22 protein-coding genes are annotated in these 26,378 nt (G+C 59.8%); 13 read left to right on the top strand and 9 right to left on the bottom strand.

Features of this window, described 5'->3' with window-relative positions; all coding sequences use genetic code 11:
* Position 1: 1 nt before the first annotated feature.
* The gene (gene rpoD / locus FMM02_RS00200) at positions 2 to 2,023 is read left to right on the top strand and encodes an RNA polymerase sigma factor RpoD (protein WP_147492979.1); all 2,022 of its coding nucleotides are present in this window, start codon (positions 2 to 4) and stop codon (positions 2,021 to 2,023) included.
* Between the two features lie 3 nt (positions 2,024 to 2,026).
* Here rpoD and FMM02_RS00195 read toward each other — a convergent pair whose 3' ends face one another.
* Positions 2,027 to 3,691 (bottom strand): ATP-binding protein, encoded by a 1,665-nt coding sequence (locus FMM02_RS00195; protein WP_147492978.1) that lies wholly within the window; start codon positions 3,689 to 3,691, stop codon positions 2,027 to 2,029.
* Complete coding sequence (locus FMM02_RS00190) at positions 3,688 to 5,181, bottom strand: ATPase domain-containing protein (RefSeq protein WP_147492977.1); 1,494 nt, start codon at positions 5,179 to 5,181, stop codon at positions 3,688 to 3,690. Before FMM02_RS00190 ends, FMM02_RS00195 begins: the two co-directional genes overlap by 4 nt.
* 185 nt (positions 5,182 to 5,366) lie before the next feature.
* Here FMM02_RS00190 and FMM02_RS00185 point away from each other — a divergent pair, with 185 nt between their 5' ends.
* A complete protein-coding gene (locus FMM02_RS00185; RefSeq protein ID WP_147492976.1) occupies positions 5,367 to 5,576 on the top strand; it encodes a dodecin in 210 nt (69 codons plus the stop codon).
* Here the strand turns inward: FMM02_RS00185 and FMM02_RS00180 are convergent.
* Together FMM02_RS00180 and msrB are read right to left on the bottom strand one after the other, a co-directional pair.
* On the bottom strand, positions 5,573 to 7,861 hold the full coding sequence (locus tag FMM02_RS00180; protein WP_147492975.1) for a PAS domain S-box protein: 2,289 nt from the start codon (positions 7,859 to 7,861) through the stop codon (positions 5,573 to 5,575). The genes FMM02_RS00185 and FMM02_RS00180 overlap by 4 nt on opposite strands.
* A 171-nt stretch (positions 7,862 to 8,032) precedes the next feature.
* A complete protein-coding gene (gene msrB, locus FMM02_RS00175; RefSeq protein ID WP_147492974.1) occupies positions 8,033 to 8,521 on the bottom strand; it encodes a peptide-methionine (R)-S-oxide reductase MsrB in 489 nt (162 codons plus the stop codon).
* Between the two features lie 210 nt (positions 8,522 to 8,731).
* Here msrB and FMM02_RS00170 point away from each other — a divergent pair, with 210 nt between their 5' ends.
* The 4 genes from FMM02_RS00170 to FMM02_RS00155 all read left to right on the top strand — a co-directional run bounded on the left by FMM02_RS00170 (position 8,732) and on the right by FMM02_RS00155 (position 11,963).
* Positions 8,732 to 9,043: a PspC domain-containing protein gene (locus tag FMM02_RS00170; RefSeq protein ID WP_147492973.1), complete on the top strand. Its 312-nt coding sequence runs from the start codon at positions 8,732 to 8,734 to the stop codon at positions 9,041 to 9,043.
* A 182-nt stretch (positions 9,044 to 9,225) separates the two neighbouring features.
* The gene (locus FMM02_RS00165) at positions 9,226 to 9,897 is read left to right on the top strand and encodes a DUF6975 family protein (protein ID WP_425473629.1); all 672 of its coding nucleotides are present in this window, start codon (positions 9,226 to 9,228) and stop codon (positions 9,895 to 9,897) included.
* A 41-nt stretch (positions 9,898 to 9,938) separates the two neighbouring features.
* Complete coding sequence (locus FMM02_RS00160; protein ID WP_147492971.1) at positions 9,939 to 10,790, top strand: AAA family ATPase; 852 nt, start codon at positions 9,939 to 9,941, stop codon at positions 10,788 to 10,790.
* Positions 10,791 to 11,963: a cystathionine beta-lyase gene (locus FMM02_RS00155; protein WP_147492970.1), complete on the top strand. Its 1,173-nt coding sequence runs from the start codon at positions 10,791 to 10,793 to the stop codon at positions 11,961 to 11,963.
* A gap of 6 nt (positions 11,964 to 11,969) precedes the next feature.
* Here the strand turns inward: FMM02_RS00155 and FMM02_RS00150 are convergent, their stop codons facing one another.
* Positions 11,970 to 13,367 carry a methyl-accepting chemotaxis protein gene (locus FMM02_RS00150; protein ID WP_147492969.1) on the bottom strand — a complete coding sequence of 466 codons (1,398 nt, stop codon included), beginning with the start codon at positions 13,365 to 13,367 and terminating at the stop codon, positions 11,970 to 11,972.
* Between the two features lie 112 nt (positions 13,368 to 13,479).
* Between FMM02_RS00150 and FMM02_RS00145 the strand changes: the two genes are divergently transcribed.
* From FMM02_RS00145 to FMM02_RS11395, 7 genes are all read left to right on the top strand, one after another.
* A complete protein-coding gene (locus tag FMM02_RS00145; protein ID WP_147492968.1) occupies positions 13,480 to 14,658 on the top strand; it encodes a vWA domain-containing protein in 1,179 nt (392 codons plus the stop codon).
* A gap of 168 nt (positions 14,659 to 14,826) precedes the next feature.
* Positions 14,827 to 15,255 (top strand): YeeE/YedE family protein, encoded by a 429-nt coding sequence (locus FMM02_RS00140; protein ID WP_147492967.1) that lies wholly within the window; start codon positions 14,827 to 14,829, stop codon positions 15,253 to 15,255.
* Positions 15,239 to 15,688, top strand: a complete 450-nt coding sequence (locus FMM02_RS00135; RefSeq protein ID WP_222703816.1) for a DUF6691 family protein — start codon at positions 15,239 to 15,241, stop codon at positions 15,686 to 15,688. The genes FMM02_RS00140 and FMM02_RS00135 overlap by 17 nt, the downstream gene beginning before the upstream one ends.
* On the top strand, positions 15,685 to 16,011 hold the full coding sequence (locus FMM02_RS00130) for a protein tyrosine phosphatase family protein (RefSeq protein ID WP_246104873.1): 327 nt from the start codon (positions 15,685 to 15,687) through the stop codon (positions 16,009 to 16,011). Before FMM02_RS00135 ends, FMM02_RS00130 begins: the two co-directional genes overlap by 4 nt.
* A gap of 23 nt (positions 16,012 to 16,034) precedes the next feature.
* On the top strand, positions 16,035 to 17,762 hold the full coding sequence (locus FMM02_RS00125) for a SulP family inorganic anion transporter (RefSeq protein ID WP_147494905.1): 1,728 nt from the start codon (positions 16,035 to 16,037) through the stop codon (positions 17,760 to 17,762).
* Positions 17,763 to 18,042: 280 nt separating this feature from the next.
* Complete coding sequence (locus FMM02_RS00120) at positions 18,043 to 18,795, top strand: MBL fold metallo-hydrolase (protein ID WP_147492965.1); 753 nt, start codon at positions 18,043 to 18,045, stop codon at positions 18,793 to 18,795.
* Between the two features lie 280 nt (positions 18,796 to 19,075).
* Positions 19,076 to 22,561, top strand: coding sequence for an autotransporter outer membrane beta-barrel domain-containing protein (locus FMM02_RS11395; protein WP_147492964.1), 3,486 nt, complete (start codon positions 19,076 to 19,078; stop codon positions 22,559 to 22,561).
* Between the two features lie 205 nt (positions 22,562 to 22,766).
* Here the strand turns inward: FMM02_RS11395 and FMM02_RS00110 are convergent, their stop codons facing one another.
* The 4 genes from FMM02_RS00110 to FMM02_RS00095 form a co-directional block, all read right to left on the bottom strand.
* Positions 22,767 to 24,044, bottom strand: coding sequence for a transporter (locus FMM02_RS00110; protein ID WP_147492963.1), 1,278 nt, complete (start codon positions 24,042 to 24,044; stop codon positions 22,767 to 22,769).
* A gap of 29 nt (positions 24,045 to 24,073) precedes the next feature.
* Positions 24,074 to 24,706, bottom strand: coding sequence for a peptidoglycan-binding domain-containing protein (locus FMM02_RS00105; protein ID WP_147492962.1), 633 nt, complete (start codon positions 24,704 to 24,706; stop codon positions 24,074 to 24,076).
* A gap of 3 nt (positions 24,707 to 24,709) precedes the next feature.
* On the bottom strand, positions 24,710 to 25,468 hold the full coding sequence (locus tag FMM02_RS00100) for a hypothetical protein (protein WP_147492961.1): 759 nt from the start codon (positions 25,466 to 25,468) through the stop codon (positions 24,710 to 24,712).
* 108 nt (positions 25,469 to 25,576) lie between these two features.
* Positions 25,577 to 26,272: a C39 family peptidase gene (locus FMM02_RS00095; protein ID WP_147492960.1), complete on the bottom strand. Its 696-nt coding sequence runs from the start codon at positions 26,270 to 26,272 to the stop codon at positions 25,577 to 25,579.
* Positions 26,273 to 26,378 lie beyond the last annotated feature (106 nt).

Raw genomic sequence — 26,378 nt, 5'->3', positions numbered from 1 at the left:
AATGGCCAAGACAGACACCCCAGAAACCGAAACCGACACCGGCGATGCGCCGCTGATCGACCTCAATGATGTTGCGATCAAGAAACTGATCGCGCGTGCCAAGAAGAAGGGCGTTATCACCTATGACGAACTTAACGAGGCGCTGCCCCAGGACCAGATGAGTTCCGAGCAGATCGAGGACATCATGTCCGCGATCAGCGAAATGGGCGTCAACATTGTCGAGAATGAAGACAGCGACGACGAGGACAAGGAAGCCGAGCCCGAGGAAGAGGTCGATCCGATCGACGAGGGCGGCTCGCCTCGCCCGGCCGTGGCCACCAAGAAAGAAGCGGTCGACCGAACCGACGACCCTGTGCGCATGTACCTGCGCGAGATGGGCGCCGTGGAGTTGCTTAGCCGCGAAGGCGAGATCGCCATCGCCAAGCGAATCGAGGCCGGACGCGACACGATGATCTGGGGGCTGTGCGAAAGCCCGATCACCTTCAACGCAATCATCGAATGGTCGAACGCCCTCAACGAAGGCACGATGCAGCTGCGCGAGATCCTCGACCTCGAAGCGATGCTGTCCAAGGGCCCGACCGCTGAGCAGATAAGCGAGAGCGAGGAAGGCGACGGCGAGGACGAGATCAGCGAAAAAACCGCTGGCCCCTCGATCAAGGAAGAAGAGGATATCGAGGAGGAGCAGGCAGCCGACGAAGAGGATGACATGACCGAACGCCGCACCCAGCGGCCGGTCGAGGAAGAAGAAGACGACAACACCCTCAGCCTCGCGCAGATGGAAGAGGCGCTCAAGCCGATGGCGCTTGAGAAGTTCGCCGGCATTACCGCGCTCTACAAGAAGTTCTCCAAGCTCCAGCAGTCCCGACTTGCGGCCATGGGCGCCGGGGCAGATTTCAGTGCTTCGGACGAGAAAAAATATCAGAAACTGAGCGAGCAGCTGACGGCCGAAGTGGAGAGCGTTCAGTTCCACGCCGCCAAGATCGAATATCTGGTCGACCAGCTTTACGCCTACAATCGTCGCCTGACGGCGCTGGGCGGCCAAATGCTTCGCCTCGCCGAACGTCACCGGGTTCCGCGCAAGGCTTTCCTCGAAAGCTATATGGGCAGCGAGCTCGACGACAGCTGGCTCGACCGCGCGTCAAGCATCGACAAGAAGTTCGCGGCCTTTGCATCAGCCGAGTCCGACAGTGTCGAGCGCATTCGCGGCGAGATCAGCGAGATTTCCCAGTCGACCGGCATGGCGCTCCCGGAATTTCGCCGGATCGTCAACCAGGTCCAGAAGGGTGAGCGAGAAGCGCGCATCGCGAAAAAGGAAATGGTTGAGGCGAACCTGCGCCTCGTCATCTCCATCGCCAAGAAATACACGAACCGCGGGCTGCAGTTCCTTGACCTGATCCAGGAAGGCAACATCGGTCTCATGAAGGCGGTCGACAAGTTCGAATATCGCCGCGGCTACAAGTTCAGCACCTACGCTACCTGGTGGATCCGCCAGGCGATCACCCGCTCGATCGCCGACCAGGCGCGGACCATCCGCATCCCGGTGCACATGATCGAAACGATCAACAAGCTCGTTCGAACCAGCCGCCAGTTTCTCCACGAAACGGGCCGCGAACCTACGCCGGAAGAATTGGCCGAGCGCCTGTCGATGCCGCTCGAAAAGGTTCGCAAGGTGATGAAGATCGCCAAGGAGCCAATCAGCCTCGAAACCCCGATCGGCGACGAGGAAGATAGCCATCTGGGTGATTTCATCGAGGACAAGAATGCCGTCATTCCGGTCGATGCCGCTATCCAGGCGAATCTCAAGGAAACCGTGACGCGCGTGCTTGCCAGCCTTACTCCCCGCGAGGAACGCGTTCTCCGCATGCGTTTTGGCATCGGAATGAACACCGATCATACGCTGGAAGAGGTCGGGCAGCAGTTTTCGGTGACCCGTGAGCGGATTCGGCAGATTGAGGCCAAGGCGCTCAGGAAGTTGAAGCATCCGAGCCGGTCCCGGAAAATGCGCAGCTTCCTCGATCAGTAAGGATCAGGCTCCCGATTTTTTCGGGATAAGCCGGACGACATTGTCCCCATCTGTAAGAAGCTGGGTCAGTGCCGCCGCGATCTCAGCCTGGCCAAACGGCTTTGCGAGTTGGGGCAGGTTGAGTTCCTGATTGCTGATCCCGGTGTACCCGGTGATGATCAGCACTGGTATCGATGGATCGATTTCCACGATCCGCCGAGCCAGTTCCTTCCCGTCCATTCTCGGCATCTTATAGTCGGTGATCACGACATCGACCTGGTGTCCGGCGCGGAGATAGTCGAGCGCTTCAAATCCGCTCCCCAGATCGGTCACCTCATGACCGAGGTCGCGGATTAGCTCGGCAGTTGCAAAGCGAACCAATTCTTCGTCATCGACGAGAAGGATTGATAGCTGTTCGAGGCTGGACCTCGGGTCTGCAGTGGCGAATTGGTCGGCATCGGATGCGTCCTGCGCCGAGGTCGGCAGATAGAGCTCGACTGTCGTCCCCTCTCCTAGTTCACTGCGAATGAAGAACCCCCCACCTAGCTGCGCGGCAAGGCCATGCACCATGGACAATCCCAGCCCGGTCCCCCGCCCAATCTCCTTAGTGGAATAAAATGGCTCAATAGCCCGACCGAGCGTGGCCTCGGACATCCCGCAACCGTCGTCGGTTACGGAGAGCACGACATAATCACCGGGCCTTACCAGCGGCACCTCGCCAGGATGCACCACTACCTTGCGCGTAATGATCGAGAGCTGCCCGCCGTCCGGCATCGCGTCACGTGCATTGACGCACAAATTCAGGATCGCCAGCTCCAGCTGGTTCGGATCGACACTTGCATGGGGAACTTCGGGATCATGCTTAAGCTTGATTTCGACCGTTGGCCCGACCGAACTGGCGATAAGGTCTCGCATGCCATTGATTAATCGCACGATGTTTGTTGGCTGGGTCTGCAATGCCTGTCGGCGGGCGAAACCGAGCAGGCGCTGAACCAGGATCCTTGCACGGTCTGCAGCCTTCAGCGCGTTTCCGAGCAGCCGAGCCGCGCGCGGATCCGATTGAGCATATTGCTTATGCACGATGTCCAGGGCGCCGGTTATGGGCGTCAGCAAGTTGTTGAAGTCGTGCGCAACCCCGCCCGTTAACTGCCCGAGCGTCTCAATCTTCTGGACTTCGTGCAGCTGCGCCATTGCCGTTTCATGAGCGGCAGTACGTTGCTTGACCCGGAGTTCGAGATCGGCCGCGAGATGCTGGAGTTCAGCAAGTCGGCTTCTTGCTTCATACTGACGGCGGCGACCGCGGACGGCGGCCTGGGCAAGGCTGACCAGCGTCGTCGGGTGAAATGGGCGCTCAAGAAATGTGGCATTTCCGAGCAGCTCCAGGTAGCGGGCGGCTGCTGGATTGCGCTCGAGCCCGCCGCCCCGCTTGGTCAGCAGGACGAAGGGAAAGTCCGACCACTCCTCTTGCCCTTCGATCCACTCGGACAGGCTAACCAGTGATAGCCCCTCCAGCGCCTCTTCGGTGAGGACGGCAAAGCCTGCGCCTTCGTCTAGCGTGGCAATAAGCTCACCCAGGTCCGCGACGATTTTCGTCTCGACATTCGCTTCACGCAAAATTGCCGAAGCAATTCCTGCGTCGCGGCCTTGCGGCGCGAGAATTGCAGCGCGCTCCGATGATTTCAGCGTCATGTCGGAACGTTCGGGAGAACTGCACCGTCGTCGACCAATTCGGGCACGCCCCGAAGCACCCCTTGGAAGCTCATAAGCGGCTCGCCAAGGGAAATACCGTTCTCATCGATCCTATACTCCCGGATCGTGTCCTCATGCGCGCTCGTCCGCTTCTTGATTACCGACATCGCCCGGCGAACCCGACCCCGCGCCTCGAAATAGCGCAGCAAAATAACCGTGTCAGCGAGATAAGTGACGTCGACGGGGGCCTTCATGTCCCCGACCAGTCCGTGCTGCGCGACGGTAAGGAAGGTCGAGACGCCGCACCGGTTCAGATATTGCAGCAGCTCGTGCATATGAAGCACGAGGGATTTTTCCTCCGGCATCGCGGCCTGGTAGCCATTGAGGCTATCGAGCACGACCGTTCGTGCACCTTTCTCCTCTACGCAGCGGCGGACCCGTTCGGAAAATTCGCCAGGCGTCAGTTGGGCCGCATCGACCTGTTCGATGGTCAAAAGGTCGCTGTCGACCATTGCCTGCAAGTCGATCCCGAGCCCCAATGCTCGCTCAAAAAGCAGTCCAATCTCTTCGTCGAACACGAACATCGCGGCCCGTTCACCGCGCTTGGATGCTCCGACAATGAAGCTGATTGCCAGCAAGGATTTCCCGGTGCCAGCCGGCCCTAGAATGAGCACGCTCGACCCGCGCTCGATGCCGCCTCCAAGCAGGGAGTTGAGTTGGGGAGACTGGCTCTTCAGGACCTCCCGTTTGAAATCCTGGCGATGTTCGGCGGAGACGAGCCGTGGGAAGACACGAACGCCGCCTGTCTCGATCACGAAATCGTGATTGCCGCCGCGATAGCGCTGCCCCCTGTACTTCACGACCCTCAGCCGGCGCCGTTCGCCGCCATATTCGGGCGCTAGCTCCTCCAGGCGAATGACCCCATGGGCGACGCTATGCATCGTGCGGTCGTTGGCCTCGCTGGACAGGTCATCGAGCAAAAGGACTGTCGCGCCGCTTCGGGCAAAATAATGCTTCAGGGCCAGGATCTGTCGCCGGTAACGCAGCGATGACTGTGCCAGCAACCGGATCTCCGAAAGGCTGTCCAGCACGACCCGTTCCGGCTTAACTTGCTCGAATGACTGGAAAATACGCCGAGTTGTCTCGCCGAGTTCGAGATCGGAGGAATAAAGCAAGCTCTGCTGCTGGTCTTCGTCGAGAAGACTTTCGGGAGGCACGAGTTCAAAAAGGTCGATTCCCTCCAATGACCACCCGTGTGACAATGCCGAGGCCCTGAGTTCGTCCTCCGTCTCTGACAAGGTGATGTACAGGGCCCGTTCGCCATTTCTGGCTCCGGCCATGAGAAACTGCGTGGCGATCGTGGTCTTACCCGTACCTGGGCTGCCTTCGAGCAAGAACAGCCGGCCGCGGGACAAACCCCCTACCGTGATATCGTCCAATCCTTGAACGCCCAGTTCCGCCTTGGCGCCTGCTTTTGCCTTTTCGATCATGGGTGCCTTTCGCTCCTGTCCGAGCTTAACTCCGTAATCGCCATTACGCTCCCGAACTATTCGTCGGGGAGGTGATGCAGCAAGGCGCTCAGCCCTAGGTCCGGATAGCAAAACCGGACCTTCAATTGTCACCCTGTGCTGAACTGGCGTATGCTGGGAGACTGACCATCCGGGAGGACGCCAATATGAGCAATCACGTCTACAAGGTCGTCGAGTTGGTAGGCTCCTCGCCCGACAGCATCGAGGACGCGATTCAGGTCGCGATCAAGCGGGCTTCGGCCACCATTGATAATATTCGATGGTTCGAAGTCACTGACACCCGCGGCCATGTCGAAGGCGGCCAGATTGCCCACTATCAAGTGACGGTGAAGATTGGCTTCACCGTCTCCGGTTAGGCACTGCGTCTACGCCCTGCCGACGGTCGAACATCGTCGTCTCCGATCAGCTTGCTGATTGCATCGATCAGTTCGCTAGGCCGGACAGGCTTGGACAGGTGCGGAGAGCCTGCATAGGGGGCTGGCCGGTCGCTAGCGTCGCAGCTCGAGACGGTGAGGAAGGGCCGCCCCTGGCCTGACAACGTCGCGGCAATGGGCGCGGAGGTCTCATTTCCCAGATTGATGTCGAGGATCGCGGCATGGCAGTGCAAGCTGTTCAAGAGGTCGATGGCTTGCTGCACGGTCGATGCCGGCCCGATCACGGCAAATCCCGCCTCGCGCAGGCTTTCCGAAATTTCCAACGCGATTAGCGTTTCGTCTTCCACCACCAGGATCTTTTGGAGTTCTTCGTCAGCGTCCGGCGCGGCATTAGGCCGGGCGACAGACCAGGTTGAGGGCGCCGGATCATTGCCGAGCACCGTGTCGCATGGGCAAGACAATTGGAACGTCAGCCCTGACGGCTCCCAACGCAGTTCGATTTCGCCGGCCAGCCGTGAGCGGAGTATGCGCTCGATGACCTTTGACCCGAAACCCTTTTTGGTGGGCGCACTTGTCTTTGGCCCGCCGCTTTCTGCCCAGGTGAGGATGAAACATTCGCCGGCGTCCGCGCGGTGATCGACCCGCCAGCCAATGTCGACGGTGCCCTGCTCATTTGAAAGAGCGCCATATTTTGCGGCATTGGTCGCCAACTCGTGCAACGCCATGGCGATTGCCTGCGCAGCATTGGCTGTAATCTTGATCGGCTCTCCCGACAGGTTGATGCGCGTGCCGATGGCTTCCTCGAAATGACCCAGCTGAGACCGGATCAATTCATCCAGCGGCACCTCCTGCCAAGCATTATGAACGAGGACATCGTGGCTCGCGGACAAGGCCAGGATCCGTTCTTCGAACCGCTTGGTGAAGGACACCGGATCGGTCGCCGCAGTTTGCCGGGCGATGACCTGGACCAATGACAGCAGGTTTTTGGCGCGATGATTGACCTCGCCCATCAAAAGCCGTTCGCGGACCTCCGCCTTTTTTCGCTCGCTGACGTCGTGGGCGATGCTCGATGCGCCAACGATCTTTCCACTGGAGTCGAGAATAGGTGATATCGTCACCGACACATCGACCGCTTGACCGTCTTTCCGGACGCGGACGGTTTCGTAATTGCTGAACACTTCGCCTTGCCGCAAGCGGCTGCGAATATCTTCTTCTTCCGATCGCCGGTCGGGAGGGATGATCAGATTGATCGATTGACCGATTGCCTCGAAGGCGGAGTAGCCGAAAATCTTCTCGGCGCCCTGGTTCCAGCTGCGAATGATCCCGTCTAGACCCTTGGAAAGGATGGCTTCTTCCGAGGATGATACGATTGCAGCGAGATGGGCGCGCGCCTCCTCTGCTCGCTTGCGGTCGGTAATGTCCGTGATCGAGGCGTAAAACACATTGTCGACGCCGCCGAAGAATTGCAGCTGGACCGACACATCGTAGCACGAACCGTCTTTTCTCTGGTGAACGGTTTCGAAGGTTAGCGTGGGCGATTGGCCGATTTTCAGAGGCTCCACGAAGCTCTTGAACTCGGCTTCGGTGTAGTAGGGCTTCAAGTCCCACGGCGTAAGGTAGCCGAGTTCCTCGATCGAATAGCCCAGATTTTCGCGTGCGCCGAGATTGACGAGTTCGAAGCGGTACGTATCCCCATTGAAGATATAGACTTCGCTGACCGAATTTTCGACGATGCGACCGAGCCGCTCATTGAGCGATGAGGTTCTCAGGCGTTCGATCTCCGCCGCTGCGCGGCCTGCAAACAGTTCAATGATATGCCGTTTATGGTCGGGATCCGTGATCGGCTTTTCGTCTAGCGCAACCAATAGCCCGATCACGTCTCCGGCGGCCGAACGCAGCGGTGTGCCGACATAGCTTTCCGCTCCCATGTCCTGGAGCATCTGATCCTCAGGAAACCGGTCCTGGATCGCGTCAGGGTAAACGCAGGCACCTTGAGTAACGAGGTTCGCGCAAGGGGTACCGTTCAACTCATATTGGAAATTCGCGGTTGGACCATTGTCCCAGGCGGCGACGGTGCGCACGATGCCCGGATCGGCAGGATGCAATGTCGAGATCAAGACCCAGCGCACGCCGAGCACCTTGGCCAATGTTCTCACCGTCACCGGAAAATAATTCTCTCCCACCGCGGTGGCGTTCGATGCGGCCAGCGCTTGCAGGATCGGCGATAATTGAAGGTCTTCGGACAACGGCTTGGCACTTGTCGACATTGGACCCCCGGCTTGATCGAACAAAGCAGCAGGCGGATGCTGAGATGCCCGACGAGCGTAACACCCCAGCCTCCCGGTCGCTAGTCACGACTGCCGGCGCGATTTCACGTCGATCGAACCCTGGAAGGAGGCCGCGGCGCCCATGCCCGGTTTGCGCCGTTCAATTTGCCATCAGGCGCCCGGACGATCTCCCACGGCCATTCCCTCGGGCTCCCCACGTCCTAGCCTGTCGGGAAGCGGTTCGCCCTTCGGCGTGAAAGCAAGGCTGACCGAGTTGATGCAGTAGCGCTGCCCAGTCGGCGGCGGTCCGTCGTCGAACACATGGCCCTGGTGCGCACCGCAGCGGGCGCAGACGATTTCGGTCCGGACCATTCCATAGCTGGTGTCACGGATATAGCTGAGGTGCCCGTCCGCAAACGGCGCGGTGAAGCTGGGCCAGCCGGTGCCGCTTTCGAACTTGGTCCCGCCGCCGAACAGGGGCAGGCCGCAAAGGCGGCAAGTGAACACCCCTTCCCGCTTCTCGTTGAGGAATGTCCCGCAAAAGGGCGCCTCTGTGCCATGTTCCAGCAATACCCGCCGCTCCTGTTCATCCAGGCCTGCGATCAAATGCGTCATCTGCTCCTCGGTCGGAGGTGTGAGGTCGAAGGTCGTGTCACTCATCCGTTGGTCCTTTGATCGGCAGCGGTGCGCCTTGGATCGCACGTTCATGCCTGTTCATGGGAAATTTCACCATTGGTCGGTAGGAAATGCGCGTTCATCAGTTTCTTATTGAAATGTTGCGATGCAACAGCCACATGCAAGTTCCCCGGTTGCCGCCGATTGGCATGGCGATTGCAAAGTGAATGGCAACAAGACCCGAAGGAGCTTTTCATGACTGCCAACGCTGCTACCCCCCTTCCGCTTCGTAACGATACCATTCTCGGGATCTGCGAGGCGCTGGGCCAGGATTTCGGCATTAACGCCAATTGGCTGCGGTTGGCCTTTATCGCCCCTCTGTTTTGGATGCCGATGGCCAGCATCGGGCTTTACCTCGGTCTCGGGGTGATCGTTGCCGCTACCCGCTGGATCGCCAAGGACGAGCTGGTTCCTGTTCCAGCCGCGAACCTGGAACTGGTCGAGCGTGATGTTGCACCCGCTGTTCCTGCAACGGCTCCTGACAAAAATTTGTCGATGGCTGCCTGAAGCCGCCACTTATCCCCAGATTTTGGCTCGAAACGCGCGATTCTGTCCCGTTTCGAGCCATTTTTTAACCTGCCTCACCAAAAGGTTTCGACCGCCTAAACCCTGTCTTTACGCCCTTGGGTTAGAAGCGCCGCCTAGGTTCCTCGCCAGGACCCTAGGTATTGAGTGAGGAGACCAATCGGATGGCGATTAATGGGGCAGTCGGTCGCCCAGCGCAAAGCGCAGCGGATGCGCAACTCGCGCGTGTGCACACGGACGGCTGCGATGGTCATCCCTGGCGCCAGGCGTTGACGCATGCGCGGGGCCCGAACTGTGGCCGCGACCTAGCGGATGCCGTCCACCTCTTTTGTTCGCTTTACGGCCGCCACCCTGGGCTGGTCGAACTGGCCTTGGCCCACTGCCCTTCCGGTCCTGTGCGTGACTGGCTCCGCGAAGCCTCCGACGCTTATGAGCGGGAACGGCTGTATATCGTCCGCTTGACCGCTGCGGTCGGCCCACTGCCCTCGACCCCTGGAGCCTCGGAGACCGAAGCGACATTGGTATCGCAGCGTCACGCGATAGAAACGCTCGCAAAGTCGGAGCGACGCGGCTGCGCCCTCGGCGCCGCGACCGCCCTGATGGCAGACTGGCCCGCGATTCGCACATTGCTTGATCGCGTTGCCGATCGCGTCGGCATGCTGAAGCCCGCTATGACCCTGCCCGATCCGGATTCAATCATCCGCGTGATCAATGCGGGTACCGACGGACCTGCAAGTGAACGTGCACTTGGCTTTGGCGGCGAGCAATTACTGCTGCAAAACCGCGGGTTGTTCGATCTTCTTGAAGCGCGCGCACAGGCTCGCGGCGACAGCTAGGCGCTTGCCAATCCGGCGGGTGTAGCCAATAGGCTTGGCCCATGGCCACCAAGCGTTTCGAAGGTACTTCCGAATATGTCGCGACCGAGGACCTCAAGGTCGCGGTCAATGCCGCAGTGCAGCTGCGCCGACCTCTTCTCGTCAAGGGCGAACCTGGAACCGGCAAGACGGTACTCGCGCATGAGATAGCCGCCGCGCTCGAAGCGCCGCTCATCGAATGGCACATCAAGTCGACCACCCGCGCGGTGCAGGGCCTTTATGAATATGACGCCGTTGCCCGCCTTCGCGACGGCCAGCTTGGCGACGAGCGGGTTCATGACATTCGTAACTACATCAAGCGCGGGAAGCTGTGGGACGCTTTCACCTCGCCCAAGCTTCCGGTCCTGCTGATCGACGAGATCGACAAGGCGGACATCGAATTTCCCAACGACCTCCTCCAGGAACTCGATCGGATGGAGTTCCACGTCTACGAGACCGGGGAGACGGTGAAGGCGGTCGATCGACCGGTCGTGGTAATCACCTCCAACAACGAAAAAGAGTTGCCCGACGCCTTTTTGCGCCGCTGCTTCTTTCACTACATTCGTTTCCCCGATCGCGACACGATGGCGCAGATCGTCGAGGTCCATTTTCCCGGAATCCAGCAGATGCTGGTCAGCCGCGCGCTCGACCTTTTCTACGAGGTGCGCGAGGTTCCCGGGATCAAGAAGAAGCCGTCAACCAGCGAGCTGCTCGACTGGCTGAAGCTGCTGCTTCACGAAGACATGCCGCTCGAGGTACTGCGGGAACGCGACCCGACCAAGGCGATCCCGCCATTGCACGGCGCGCTGCTCAAGAATGAGCAAGACGTGATGCTGTTCGAACGACTTGCCTTCATGGCCCGCCGGAAGGTCTAAATGGAAGAAGGGCCGAACAGGAAGCGGCTCGCGACCCGGCTGATCCACCCGGATCGGCAAGCTTCGACTGATTTCAGGTCACTCGCCGCACCAACCTATCGCGGGTCGACGATTGCCTTCGACAGCGTCGCGGACATCCTCGACGTAAACGACGTCAATCAATACCGCTACGGCCTTTACGGCACCCCGACCACACGTGAACTGGCGTTGCAAATCGGGGCAATCGAGGGCGCCGAACATTGCCTCATACTCCCCAGCGGCCTCTCCGCGATCACCCTTGTTTACCTGGCCCTCTGCCGTGCCGGCGATCATGTGCTGGTCACCGAAAGCGCATACGGGCCGAACACCGAGCTGGCATTCGTCATGCTCCGCGGTTTTGGGATCGAGGTCGAACGCTATAACCCGTTGGTAGGCGCCGGAATTTCCGAGTTGATCCGCGATAATACGCGCTTGATCTGGACCGAGAGTCCCGGCTCAATCACGATGGAAGTGCAGGATATCGCCGCCATTTGCGCAGCTGCCAAGGCACGAGGCGTCACGGTCGCAATCGATAACAGCTACGGCGCCGGGCTCCTGTTCGACGCTTTTGGCGCCGGGGCAGACATCAGCATCCAGGCACTGACCAAATATGCCGGCGGGCACAGTGACCTTTTGCTCGGCTCGGTCTCCACAAATGATGATCGGCTCGATCGCAAGCTGCGGCTGGCCCAGCGCCTCACGGGAATGGGCGTGTCGCCCGACGACTGTTCGGCGGTCCTTCGCGGGCTGAAAACGCTCGATGTCCGGCTCAGGCATTTCGAACAGTCGACGATGACCGTCGCGCGCTGGCTCGACCAGCGCGACGAGGTCACTGCCCTGCTCCACCCCGCATTTTCCGACTGCCCGGGTCATGAGATCTGGAAGCGTGACTGGTCCGGATCGGCCGGACTTTTTTCTATAATTTTCGGGAATTGGACCCGCCGCCAGGTCGAGACCTTTGTCGATAGTCTCCAGCTTTTCACGATCGGCTACAGCTGGGGCGGCGCCCACAGCATCGCCATCTGCTACAGCGATCTGAAGAGGCCGACGCCAGAGCTAGGCCCCCTGCTCGTCCGGCTGAACATCGGCCTTGAGGACCCAGCCGATCTTATCGATGACCTGGATCAGGCGCTTGCCAAAGCTGCCAGCGCCTGATCGCTCTTATTCGTCGCGATAGGCGAGTTCGAAATTGCCCCAGCGGCGTCCCTTAAACGAGAGCGGCACGAAGACGTTCTTCACCGGGAAATATTTGTCGCCAAGCTCCATCCGGTAGGTTGCCAGCATCGCCGGCTTGTCGCTTTCGCAGGCCTTGCGAGTGGTTTCGTCCATGAAGATCCGGCGGTTGCGGCAATGTTCGTCGTTCCAGACCGGATCCGGGCCAGGTGTGAGGCAGCGTTCGCTAAGGTGGGTCGGCAGATAGCCGTCCAAGTTGGTGATCGCCGAGCCGATTATCCGGACGTCACGAGCCTTGAACCGGTCGAGCAGCGGCCGAACGTGCGTGTCGGCAAAATTGGCGAACCCATTGTTATACTGCGGGGGATTGGTACCCTCGATCAGCACATATTCGCGATCGAGAACCTGCTCGAGCGTAATCTCCCCCCGGTCGATCCCCTGCTCCACCACGGCGGTGATTGCGCGCATGGCATCCTGGGCAAGCAGAATCATCGGCGTATCGTCAATCTCCGCGCCCGAGTTAGCGAGCGTGTCGAGCATGTTATTCGACAGCATTTCGAGATGGCTCAAACGCTTCTGCGCCTTGATCAATTGCCCGCCATTGTCGCGCGCGTCGCCGGCGAAGTCGCTTAGTCCCGCCTTTACCCGGTCAACGCTGGTCTGAATGAGGCTGGTCGAATGAGCGATGCCCTCTGTCTGGCGATCGACCATGGACACGATCTCGGTCACTTCCTTGACCGTGTCGCTAATCTGTCCAAAGCCCGACTGCGCCGCTCGGCTGCGTTCGACGCCGGTCTTGATTTCCGATGTCACGGCGCTCGCCTCGCGGGTCAGCTCACCGATGGTCGAGGCGATCTGACTGGTTGCGGCACGGGTATCGTGCGCCAATTTCTTCACTTCAGCGGCAACCACCGCGAAGCTGCGACCGGCATCGCCGGCCCGCGCCGCTTCGATGGTGGCGTTCAGAGCCAGCATATTCGTCTTGCGGGCAATCGCTTCGATGGTCGAGGATACGGTCTGCACCTGGTTCATCGCCGAGGCAAAACCGGCCATCCGTTCGCCCAGCTGAACGACCAGTTCCGTCAGCCCTTTGAACCCTTGGATCGTTCCGTCGATTGCCTCACGGCCAGCTTCCAGCTTGGCCTTCGCCTGTTCGGACAGCAGCCGCGCTTCGTCGGTTGAATCGCTAACCCGCGCCTGGTCGGCGAGCAGCCGGGTCGTCACGTCCTCGAGGGTGTCGAGAACCTTCAAATGCTCACCGATCCGCTCGGCGACGCCTTCGACGTAGCCTGCGACGTCGCTGCACTCGATCGACAACGACCCACAGTCTCGCGCCACTGCGCGGATCGCGTTTTCGGTAACTTCCTCAATGCCGAGCGTGGCCATGTGACCCTGATCCCCACTTGTGAATGCGAGCTTGGCTTAATCGCCAATCGCTAAAGCGGGGTTAACTATGGCTCCCGTGGCGCCATTCCTTTCGCTAGGCTAAGGCGGGCCCATGTTCATCAGCTTCGTTGAGGCGCTTCGGCGCGGCGGGATTCCGGCTTCCCTCAAGGAGCATTTGCTCCTGCTCGAGGCGCTTGATGCCGAGGTTATCGCAGCCGAGCCCGAGCAATTCTATTACCTCGCACGTGCGACCTTTGTGCATGACGAAACGCAGCTCGACCGTTTCGACCGCGTCTTTGGTGAAGTATTCAAAGGCCACCTCACGAGCGGCGAAGATGTTCGCGCGGACATACCCGAAGAATGGCTGCGGCAGGTAGCCGAGGCTTATCTCACTCCCGAGCAGATGGAAGCCATCAAGAGCCTGGGGAGCTGGGACGAGATCATGCAGGCGCTCAAGGACCGGCTCGCAGAACAGAAAGGCCGGCACCAAGGCGGAAACAAGTGGATCGGCACGGGCGGGACATCGCCCTTTGGCCATGGTGGCTACAATCCCGAGGGCGTGCGGATTGGTGGCCCAGGACGCCACGGCCGGGCGATCAAGGTGTGGGAAAAGCGCGAATTCCAGGACCTCGATGGCGACCGTGAGCTGGGCACCCGCAACATCAAGGTCGCGCTGCGGCGACTCCGCCGTTTTGCTCGTGAGGGCGCGGCCGAAGAACTCGACCTTGAAGGCACGATCGAAGGTACCGCGCGCCGCGGTTGGCTCGATGTCCGGCTGCGCCCGGAACGGCACAATGCGGTGAAATTGCTGTTATTCCTCGACATCGGCGGGTCGATGGACGGCCATGTCAGGGTTGCCGAGGAACTGTTCTCAGCCTGCCGGAGCGAGTTTAAGCATCTCGAACACTATTATTTCCACAACTGCATTTACGAGGGCGTGTGGAAGGACAACCGCCGCCGCCATGTCGAAAAGACCCCGACGCACGACATCATTCACAAGTTCGGCCGCGACCATAAGCTGGTGATCGTCGGCGATGCGGCCATGTCGCCATACGAAATCACCCATGCCGGCGGCTCGATCGAACATTTCAACGAGGAAGCTGGGGCGGTGTGGCTTAAGCGACTGACGGACGCCTACCCTGCCGCAGCCTGGATCAACCCCACTCCCGAACAATATTGGGGGCACAGCGCTTCAACCTCGATCTTGAAGATGTTGATGAATGAGCGAATGTTTGCGCTCACGCTTGATGGCCTGGAAAAGGCCATGCGCTCACTAAGTCGAGCCAATTAGCCCCACCCAAGGAACCCCCCACCTAGCTGCGCGGCCCCTCCCCGTGCAGGCACATTATCATGCAGCCACTGGATGCCACGCGCGTTTAGGCCCCAGTGAACGGCAAGGTGTGACTGTCTCGGCAGCTCTTTCGCAGGGACCCCGACCTAGGTTTAGGAGCTTAGATCAATGGAACCATTATCGCCTGTGGCTGCTGCGGCCGGAGGGCTATTGATCGGCAGCGCGGCGGCGCTGTTCCTTCTCCTTACCGGCCGAATTGCCGGGGTCAGTGGAATGGTTGCTTCTGCAACACGCATTGGAACGGGCGGCACTCCACGGGCGCAGGCGAGTGCCTTTATCCTTGGACTGGTGCTGGGCACGGCGCTCGTCGCGACTTTCGTTCGGACGCCGGAGATTGGAGTAACTTCCTCGGTCCCGCTTCTGGTGATCGCCGGCCTGTTGGTCGGCTTCGGAACCCGGTTGGGCAACGGTTGCACTAGCGGCCACGGCGTTTGCGGGATGGCCAGGCTTTCCCCGCGATCTTTTGCGGCAACGGCCACCTTTATGGTCGCCGCAATCGCTACCCTGTCCGTCATGCGGCATGTCGTTGGAGGTTGATGACGTGCGATCCACTCTTGCTGCCCTATTTACAGGCCTGCTGTTTGGAGCGGGCCTAGCAATCTCGGACATGATCAATCCGGCTCGCGTCCAAGCTTTCCTGGACATTTTCGGAAGCTGGGATCCGACTTTGGCGATCGTCATGGGAGCGGCCGTCGTAGCGTCGGCCGTGGCCTATTTGGTCAAACGCTGGATGGCCCATCCAGTCTTGGCTGATCGTTTCGTTGTTCCCGAGAGCCGCCGGATCGATTGGCAGTTGCTGACCGGTGCCACGATCTTTGGCACGGGATGGGGTCTGGTTGGCCTTTGTCCCGGCCCCGCCATTTCGGGCCTGGTTCTCGGCATGTGGCAGCCGTGGCTGTTCGTTGCCGCAATGTTGGCCGGAATGATCGTCCACAAACTAAGTTTCAAGGGAGTAAATCAGTGCCGATGACCAAGCTCAGCGAGGATGTATTCGTCCGCCCGCAAATTCTGCCGCACGAGGTAGAAGAGATCGCCCGGGCCGGGTTCAAGGGCATTATCAACAACCGGCCTGACGGGGAGGCTCCCGATCAGCCAACTTCCGATGAGATTGCCGCCCAAGCCGAACGCCATGGCTTGTTCTATGTACATATCCCGATTGTTCCCGGTAGCGCGACAGAGGCCAATGCGCGCGCGTTCGCCGAGGCAGTTAAACAAGCCGGCGGGCCAGTCGTTGCCTATTGCAAATCCGGGGGGCGAGCCTCCAGCCTGTTCCAGATGACCAAGCGCAGCTGAGGGACAGGCCCGTGGCGGACCGGATGACGCGATACCTGCCGATTCTAACTTGGGCCCGAACCTACGACCGGGGAACGCTGACGAACGATGTCGTTGCGGCGATGATCGTAACGGTCATGCTCATTCCCCAGTCACTAGCTTACGCGCTCCTGGCTGGTCTTCCTCCACAGGTGGGGCTCTACGCATCAATCGCTCCTCTCCTGGCTTATGCTGTATTCGGGACAAGCCGGGCTCTTGCCGTAGGGCCAGTCGCAGTAATTTCGCTAATGACCGCGACGGCAGCGGGGGGCGTCGCAGTACAAGGATCGCCGGAATATGTCGCTGCCGCGCTGATCTTGGCTCTGATCTCGGGACTCATCCTGACCGTGATGGGTATCCTGAGGCTGGGATTTCTAGCAAATTTACTCTCGCATCCAGTGATTGCGGGTTTCATTACGGCGTCTGGTATTCTTATTGCCGTCAGCCAGCTCAAGCATATCCTGGGCATTAAGGCGTCGGGCGAAACACTCCCGGAAATGATCCGAACCATGTCCGAGACCATCGGGCAGGCGAATTTGCCCACGATCGCCATCGGCGTCCTATCGCTCGGCTTTCTGTTTTGGGTGCGCAAAGGATTGAAGCCAATCCTGGTGCGGATAGGCGCGGCAACTCGCACCGCCGAAATTCTTACCCGGACGGCGCCGGTGTTGGTCGTATTGCTTTCGACACTGACCGTCGCGGTGCTGGCCTTGGACAAACATGGCGTGCCGATTGTCGGGGCAATTCCGACGGGACTGCCTCCCATTGGCGCGCCCTTGTTCGATCCCGGGCTTTGGTCGGCGTTATTTGTCCCTGCACTGCTAATCAGCGTTATCGGGTTCGTCGAATCCGTGTCGGTTGCGCAAACTCTTGCGGCTAAGCGCCGCCAGCGGATCGAGCCCAGTCAGGAACTTGTCGGCCTTGGCGCATCGAATATCGCGTCGGCTTTCACGGGAGGTTATCCTGTCACGGGAGGCTTTGCCCGATCGGTCGTGAACTTTGATGCCGGCGCGGAAACGCCCGCAGCAGGTGCTTACACGGCCATTGGCATTGCGGCCGCAGCATTGTTCTTAACGCCCGCGCTTTTCTTCCTGCCTGTAGCCGTGCTCGCAGCGACGATTATCGTCGCGGTCCTCAGCCTGGTGAATTTGAGCCAGCTGAGGGAGGTATGGCGCTATTCGCGCAACGATTTCGCGGCGATGGCGAGCACCATCCTCATCACGCTATTCTTCGGTGTGGAAGCCGGAGTTGTGACCGGGGTTGTCGTGTCGCTTGCGCTTTACCTTTGGCGCGCGTCGCGCCCTCATGCAGCAATTGTCGGACGGGTGCCGCGGACTGAGCATTTTCGCAACGTCCTCCGGCATGAGGTCGAAACAGTCCCTACCCTCCTGACGCTGCGAGTCGATGAAAGCCTGACCTTCGTCAATGCCAGATGGCTTGAAGAGAAAGTCCTGGAAATCGTCGCTGAACGTCCTGAACTGAAGCATCTGATCCTGATGTGCTCTGCCGTAAATGAGATCGACGCCTCGGCGCTTGAGAGCCTCGAAGCCATCAACCACAGGCTTAGCGATGGAGGCGTTTTGCTTCACCTGTCCGAAGTAAAGGGACCCGTCCTGGATCGACTGGCGCGTTCAGACCTGCTTGATGAACTTTCCGGGAAGATTTTCCTGTCTCAGCACGATGCGTATCAGGAGCTCGCGGCGCCAAGCTTCCACGAGGGTGACAAACGCTAGATTTCACGATCGCTGCGTGAACACGGCCGGCAAGCATCTGACAAACTGGCGGTCCAAGGCTTCGCTCCAGTCGTTATGGCCGCCTGCCCTCGATCGCATCCGTCGATCTCTCGCCTGCCTTTGAAAACATGGTGACGCTCGGCTCGACTGGGAACCTGCGCTGAGGTTCGCGCGTGTTGCCTAGCGTTCCTAATGAGCAGCGGCTGCTGCGCCGGGGAGCAAGTCAGATTTAGCGCTACCCGCGGTCACCGTTTACGTTAGCCAATGAGAGAGCCTCGCTATGATTTTTCATCAGCTCTATGAACCTGAGTCTTCGACCTACACCTATGTCTTTGGGTGCCCGGATACGAGACAGGCTGTGCTCCTCGATCCGGTTATCGAGATGGTCGACCGCGACCTGGCGGCGCTCCAGGAACTCGACCTTTCCCTGGCTTATACTCTGGATACGCACATCCATGCGGACCACATTACCTCGGCGTGCCGGCTGCGAAGCCTGACCGGCAGCAAGATTGCCTACCCCGAGATGGACGCCTTACCCTGCGCGGACGTGGGCGTTAGCGAGGTTGCCCCGCTGGAAGTTGGCAGCCTGAGGTTTGATGCGCTTTTCACTCCCGGCCACACTGAGACGCATCACAGCTATATGGTCGAACTGCCCGGCATTTCGCGGGCGTTCACGGGCGATGCGTTGCTGATCGATGGATGTGGCAGGACCGATTTCCAAGGGGGCGACGCCGCAACTCTGTATCGCTCGATCCACGACAAGCTGTTCACCCTGCCCGGCGATACCCTCGTCTACCCGGCTCACGACTATCAGCATCGTCACGTCAGCTCGGTCGCTCAGGAGCGGGAGAGAAACCCACGACTTGGGGCGGGGCGGACCATGGAAGAGTTCATCGAGATCATGGCCAATCTCAATCTCCCCTACCCCAAGAGGCTCGACGTCGCCGTGCCGGCCAACAGGCTTTGCGGCGATTGCCCGGACGAGGATGTGCTACTTGCTCGCGAGCCCGAAGGACCCTCATTCCAAGGTTAGGCACGCAGCGCCGCCTCGGGCTCCCCGGGACAGCGAGGCATTCGGGAACCGAGCGCCGGAGAGCGACCCTCGGCACCTCACTTTACGGCGGCCTGAAGCTCAAACCCGGCACGAATTCGCCTCGTCGATTGCCTGAATTCCCCTACGGAAACCTAGGTGTTGCCGAACAGTGACACCCTCGGCAAAAAGAATCTCGGCCGGGAACAGTGTAGTCTGGCCGACGTTCCCAATTGACCTGTGCGACGCGCTCAGTGTTGCAATATTAGGGGAGCTTCCAAGCATGATCCGAACAACTCGAACCCGCCTTCTGGGCACCGCGGCCTTGGGCTTCGGCATGACGATGCTAGCAGCATCTCCAGCCCAAGCGCAGTGCGTAGTAACGGCGACCACTGTTACCTGCGGAACTACCACGACGACTAATACCACCAACGCTGGCGGCACGCCTGCCAGCGACCGGGAATACCAGGTGGATACGTCGACCTCGAACTTCACCGGAACAGTTTCAACCGGCGCCGTGGTGGATGGCTACGGCCTTGCCTTTACGAACACCTTGGCGGGGACTGGCTCCCTCGACGTCGTGAATAACGGCACGATCCAGGTAAACCCGGGTAATACGCCCACTGTCGGCGGTATCGCCGCGCTCAATATCACTGGAACCGGGGCGACGAATGTCACCTACAGCGGCACCGGTTCTATCGCCAATCTCGGCGGCGGCTTTGCCGACGGCCTCATATTGAATCACGATGGCACCGGAAACCTGACGGCTAACGTTGGTGGCAATGTCACCGCCGGCGGCGCAGGCAGCGCATCATATGGCATTGGCGCATTCCATTCGGGCACTGCGGGCAACGTGCTTGTCACCACTGCTACAGGAACGACAATTCGTGCAGACGATGTAGGCATCGTTGCACAGCAGTCGGATGCGACGACCCTCGGTTCGCTGACGGTCACAAACAATGCCGCGATCGGCAGTGCCGTTAGTTCGCCAGATACGCTCGATGTTGGCATCAGCGCTGACCATTCGGGCCTGGGCGCGCTCACCGTAACCAACAATGGTGCGATTGGTTCTGCAACCGACCGTCTGACCGACATCGGTATTCGGGCCGATATCAACAACGCCAGTTCAGCTGCAGCGCTGACGGTTAACGGTAACGGCGCGATCTTCTCGACTGGCAATGGCATCGATGCCAGCACCACTGGTACAGGCGGTGTCACCGTCAATTATTCCGGCGCGATCAACACCACCAGCGGCAACGGCATTTATGCCGAGGCAACCAGTGGACCGCTCTCGGTGACCAGTGGCGGCGTCATTACCGCTCCGGGCGGCAATGGTATCGAAACGTTCACGACCACCGGCAACCAGACGATCACGGTCAACGGGAATATCTCCGGTGGTAGCTCGGACGGCGTCCATGCCGTCTCGGACTCGGGTGCGATCACCGTCAATGTCGCCGGCGGCAATGTCGTCGGAAGCGACGATGGTATCGAAGTCGACACCGCGGGCGCGAAGGTCATCAACGTCTCTGCGGGCCGCTCGGTCACCGGCAACTACGGCGTCTATGCGACCGGCGGTTCCACGGTAACCATCAACAACAGCGGCACCATCGGTCTTACCGGTGAAACTGCCGTACTGACCGACGGAACGACTACCGCAACCATCAACAACAATGCCGGCGCGACGATGATCGGCATTCTCGAATTGTCCGATGGCAACGACACCGTCACCAACGCGGGCACGCTGAGCGTCCAGACCGGTTCCGACTTCGGCGCCGGCAACGACACGCTGGCAACCAGTGCCGGCGGGACCACCAACCTCAGCGGCGCAATCGACTTCGGGCTGGGAACAGACGCGGTCACTGTTGCTTCGGGCGGCACGGCCAACGTGTTGGCGGGCACGACATTGACTGGTCTTGAGACCATGACCAATGCCGGAACGCTTAATGCCGCGGCAGGGCTGCTGTTGGACGGCGGGAATACCGTTCTGACCAACACCGGTACGTTCAACCTGGCTGGCACCTTGGATATGGGTGCGGGCACGGATACTTTGGCCAACACCGGCACAGGTATCATGAACCTGACCGGCAATGCGACCTTGGCGGGCATTGAGACCTTCACCCAAAGCGGGCGGATCAATCTCAACACCTTTACGCTCACCGGCGCAGGTGCGTTCGCCAATTCGGGTTTCATCGATACCAGTGGATCGGCGAGCCTTGCTGGCTTCACCTCGCTTAGCAACAGCGGCACGATGGATCTTGCTGCCGGAACGCTCACCGTTCCCGCTGCAGTTTTCACCAACACTGGCACGATCATTGCCGATGAGGGCGCAACGACCATCACGGGGCAGACAAGTTTCGCCAACAGCGGAACAATTGATCTGCAAGATGGCGCAGTAGGCGATATCCTGACGATCAACAGCAGCTATGCTGGTTCAGGGAACGCAGCGCTGCTTGTCGACTTCAATGATACCACTGCGGACCGCCTGGTGATCAACGGCGCAGCCAGTGGATCGACAAGGATCGATGCAGAGTCGCAGGCGGCCGGCCTGATCAACTTGGGTGGCGTTCTCGTCGTGGATGCAACCAGCGCATCAGCTGGGGCCTTCACGCTGGGAACCGTCACCGGGAACACCAGCCCCTTGATCGACTATAGTCTCTCGCAGCAGGGAGGGGACTTCTTCCTCATCTCGGCACCGAATGCATCTGCATTCGATCCGATTGTCGTCCCCGCTTTCGCCACTTCGCTCTGGTACCAGAGCGCGGATGAGGTGATCGCTGAAACCCGTAAGCCGGCGACCACGGTCGGCGCGAGCTTCTGGGGCGACGTCTATTGGAGCCGCGACAAGTTCGGCGACAAGAACACGGAGTATGTTCTCGACGACGTTTCGTTCGAGGTGAACAATCGCCTTGAAACCAAGCGCCTTGGGATCCAGCTCGGCGTTGATTACGGCTTCGACAGTGGGCGCGTTGGCCTGACGGGCGGCTTTGCTCGTGCGCGGGCTGACGGCAACGACACCACTGGTGTCGGGCTGCGGGCCAAAGGATGGAACGTGGGCGTCTACGGCCAATTTGGCGGTCAGACCGGTTTCCATGGCGAATTCCTGGCCAAGCACGATCGGTATAACGCGGAGTTTGATGACGGCGCCTTCGATGACGTCGACTTTGACATCCGTGCAACCGGTATCGATGGCTCCGTCGGCTATCGCTTTGGTACGCCCGGAGCGACAACCTTCGATCTGAATGTCGGCGTCAGCCATGTTCGGACCAAGGTTGATGATATCGATGCCTTCGGCTTCAGCTATGACATCCAACGGTTGAAATCGACACGCGGTCGGGCTGGTGCTCGTGCGGTGTTCGGTGGCGGCATTGCGCCGTACCTCGACGCCACGGTGTATCACGAGTTCAGCGACAGCGGCCGTGACGTTGTCGTCTATGATGGTGCCAACTTCTACGACGTGGATGCAGGCGGCAAGGGAACTTGGTTCCGCATCGAGGGCGGCCTCGGGGGTAACAACGGCCCCGGACCGATCCTGGCTGCCTGGGGCGACTTTGGCGACAAGAAGGGCTTCGGTCTTCGGGCTGGCTGGCGTCTAGGTGGCCGGCTTGCGGAAGCGGCTCCCCCTCCTCCGCCGCCGCCTCCGCCCCCGCCGCCTCCGCCGGCAACCCAAACCTGCCCTGACGGCTCGGTGATCCTGGCGACGGATGCATGTCCGCCTCCGCCTCCTCCCCCGCCGCCGCCGCCGCCGCCGCCGGAACCGGAACGGGGCTAAGTCTAGGTCAGTACGGGAACGGCGGCTCCATTTGGAGCCGCCGTTTTCGTTTGTTTGCACACGTAGATTGGCTGCCTAGCGAACCAATGTGACCAGATGGGTCCGCGGGCGCTGCGGCGCTGACGATCTTGGCTATGGCAACACAAACCGTGATGGACCTGAGCGTCTCACGCGACGAGAAGTACCGATGGCGCTGGAACCCGGGTCAGAAACGAATGGGGACTCTTAGACCCAGGGAAAGATCTGGAGCATCTTCAGTCACGCCAATGCCAACCGTCGCCACGAGCGAGACAAAGCGATTAAGCGAGAAAGTCCCACCGAGATTTACGATGCCGACGTTTCCTTGGCTTCCTACGATGGTTTCGTAGTCCTCTCCGTCCAGCCTGACCTTTGAGCGGCGTATCCAACGCTGAGTGAATGACGTCGAGAGGCTCGAATAATCATTAAGGGCGTAGGCAACCCCCGCGCCCCATTGAAATGCATCGCCGAGGCGCACGCGGCCAGGCTGCTTCCCTTCCGCTTCGTCTACGTCGGAGAAACTCCGAGCAAATTGCTTGAAGAAAGTCGCGCTTCCAAAAACCACGAGCGGATCGATTGTCTTGAGAGCTGATATCCCGATGGATGCTCCCCAAAGGCCGGACCCGGTCGGCAGGCGCGCGGGAACGAACAGATTGCCTTCGCTCCCCTCAACTTCGACAAGTTCCACACCATAAGGGTGGCGCCCAGTAGGTGCTTTTACTCGCGCATTGAGAACTATGTCAGGCCGGTTCGGTGTTTCGCGAATTAGGCGATAGCTGACACCAAAATTGATGTCCCCCAGGCCGTGGCCGGTTACATTCTCCTCGGTCAATGAGGTCGCGGCGCCGCCAGCCCCTCCTGATTGGAAGTTCGAATGGCGATAAAGGTAGGGAACGTTGACGTCGAACTGCAGCCGGTCGTTGAGCCCGTATCGGGCCGTTGCATCGAACGTCAGGATATCGGCGCGGAGTTGGTCGATACTGATCTTGCCCAGGAAGATCGCATCCAGTGCCAGAAAGCCGTTGAGGTTGATGCGCGCGCTATCAAAGTGCGAGTAGGTCGTTCCGATCTCCACGGCGAAGCGATCGGAAAAGCTCCGGTGCTGCTGTCGAGCAACATCCTCTGCCGCAGCCGTAGGCGCGGGCGACTTTCTGTCATCGCTTTCCGTGTTGGCTGCGAGGCCGGGTTCGGTGGAAGAATTTGAGGAAGGCGTCCCTTGCAAGCCTCTCCCCATAATGCTGGCCGCTTGCAGATCGCTTATCCGGGAAGCCTCCAGGGCATTGAGCCGTCGCTCCAGCGCCTCGACCTTGCTCAAGGCTTCGGCTTCCCGTGCCTTGAGTTGTTCTATTTCCGAGCGCAGCACCGCGAACTCGTCGGCCGTCTGGACCGCTATCGCACTGGCCGGAAGGCTGGTTACGCCAGCCGCGGCAGCGAAAACAAACGCTGGAAGTGTCGATATTCTCATGTACGCCCCCTTCGATTTGTCCCAATCCGTCAGGATTTGAACAGTCCCCACAGAGTTAACGGATCAGGCAATCCGGTTGGGTTGAGTTTCGCCGACTGTTGATATTTCATCAAGGCCGCTTTTACCTCAGGGCTATACTTTCCATCGGCGGGTCCCCCGTACAGGCCACGTGCCTTCAACTTGTTCTGCGCCTGCTGCAACACGGCAACATAGACCCGCATGCTTTGCTTCCCATCTGTTATGGTTATGCGCGGCGATTCCGAAGACAGTCTCGTCGGGTAAAGAGCAGCTGCGATTTTCTGGATGCTTGTCGCCAGCAAATCATTCGGGTTTTTCTGGCAATGCCGGTCCAAGGCAATGAGCAGGCTGGCAGTGTCATGCCAGGGCGACAGATCAAAGGTATTGGGCTCGTAGACATTTGAGGCCGTCAGATATCCTTCGGTGTATCCAACCATTCGGTGGAACACGGTGGATTTGGCCTTGCTCTCAGCTACGAACTGCCGGCACGGAGCTCCGCCGATCCCTTCGATCGCGAAACGACCATTCTTGGTGCCCGCGGACGCCTGACTGGCCATGGCGACGACTGAGACCAACAAGACCCCATTCCAAGCCCGTTTATAAAACTGCCGCGGTTTCCTGCCTGCCTTGTAATCGTGCGCCATCCTTCAGATCCCCTTGATCGACCAAAGTGCTTCCTGGAACCGAATGGTGTCGATTTGCTGCAGCGTGTCGACACCGATCATCATGGTCATGTTGTTCTCGATGCGGTTGAGATTGCTATTCAGAACTATGTTCTGGGCAGCTCGACCAAGCGTCCCGTCAACGCCCTGCGCGACCGAATTCCCGTTCCGGGTCAGCGCCAGGCCCACTCCATTGTTGGCGACGGAAAAATCGATTGTTGATCCGTCATCGAGGGTCACGGTCGTCGATCCGCTCGCAGGCTGGAGGCCCGCTGCCAGCAATCCCGGAATTTGATCCTTGGGGACGACGGCAATCGACATGCCATTGCGGACCTGGTTGTCAGTTCCTGCAATCACGTTGGATTGGACGACACCGCTGACACCATTGAGGGAATTCGTGGGGACAACCACCTGTCCTCCGGATAGGACGACGTATCCCCCGCTGGCAGCAGAGGCGAATGCATCAAGATCCATGGCCGGGTCGCCATCCCGGCTCCAGTTGATCATGAGGATTGGCACGCCTTGCGACCCTGCGCCGGCAGCGAAGTCCACGGCAAAGAGCAGCGTTGCATTGGTCGTGATGCCATCTGCGCCCTGCCAGCTGCTCGCCATTTGCACACCGAAGTATGAGACGGATTCCGCGGTGATGAACTTCCCGCGGATTTCGGACAATCTGTCGTCAGAAAGTGGCGTGGCCGTCTGTTGAAGGCCCGTATCCGGGAGTGCAGCGTGGACGACGCTCATTGGTGTCAGCATAGACCCCAAGAGCAACGCCCACACTGCACGGGGGGACAGCTGCAACCTGTGGTTGGTTGTGCGGATGTTTGGATGAAGCGCCATGTTCCTGGCTTTCTACAAACCGAAGTTAAATGATGGGCCAAAGCCGAAATCAGCGAGGTCGGCATTGAAGACCGGAGAGCGACTCTCAAACAGTCTTCGGGCGGATAGCGGCGGCTTTGGATTGAGGAGAGCGCTGTCGGCCAGGAGGCCTTCTCCGACCATGACAAACACTACCTTGTTCCAGGCAGCGAGAAAGTCTTCGCGCTTCATGGTTCGATTGCCGAGCGCGGGGTCCCCGACGTGCACATAGTGCGCGTCAGCTTTCCTGATGACCACGAAATGTTTGTACCCGTTGAGGTTGATTAGCGCGATGCCGGGGACCTTGAGATTGGTCAGTGCCTCGTAGTCTACTTCGTAGCCCTCGGCCGCATAGCCGATCTGCTTCGCGTAGTTTTTCATGTCGAGAAGCGAGAAACCCTTTTCCCGTACCACCTCAGGATCCGCGACCTTCAGCATGTTGACGAGGATTTGGCGCTCGGTGGTCTTATGGCCAAAGCCAAAGTTGAAAACCGTTGCCATGGCCGCCGCGCCGCAACTGAAGTCCGTCTGTTGCCTGACGAGGTTGGTGAACTTTAGCGCCTTCCAACTTTTCACGCCGACGTCGACCACGGGTGCTCCTTGCGACACCTGCGCCATCCAGATCGCCGGCGGCGATGGACTGCTCGTCGCGCAGCCCGCCATCGCCAGCGCGCAGACGGTGAGCGTCACGAAGTGGGTACGAAGGCAAGCAGAAGTCACTGGGAGATCCTCAACGGCGCTATCGTGGCCTCAAGTCTTTCGGCGGTGAAAGGGGGCTCAGTTGAGCCCCCCTTCC

The organism is Sphingomonas xanthus, assembly GCF_007998985.1.
Taxonomy (GTDB): Bacteria; Pseudomonadota; Alphaproteobacteria; order Sphingomonadales; family Sphingomonadaceae; genus Sphingomicrobium; species Sphingomicrobium xanthum.
This window is presented reverse-complemented; position numbering and strand designations above follow the sequence as displayed.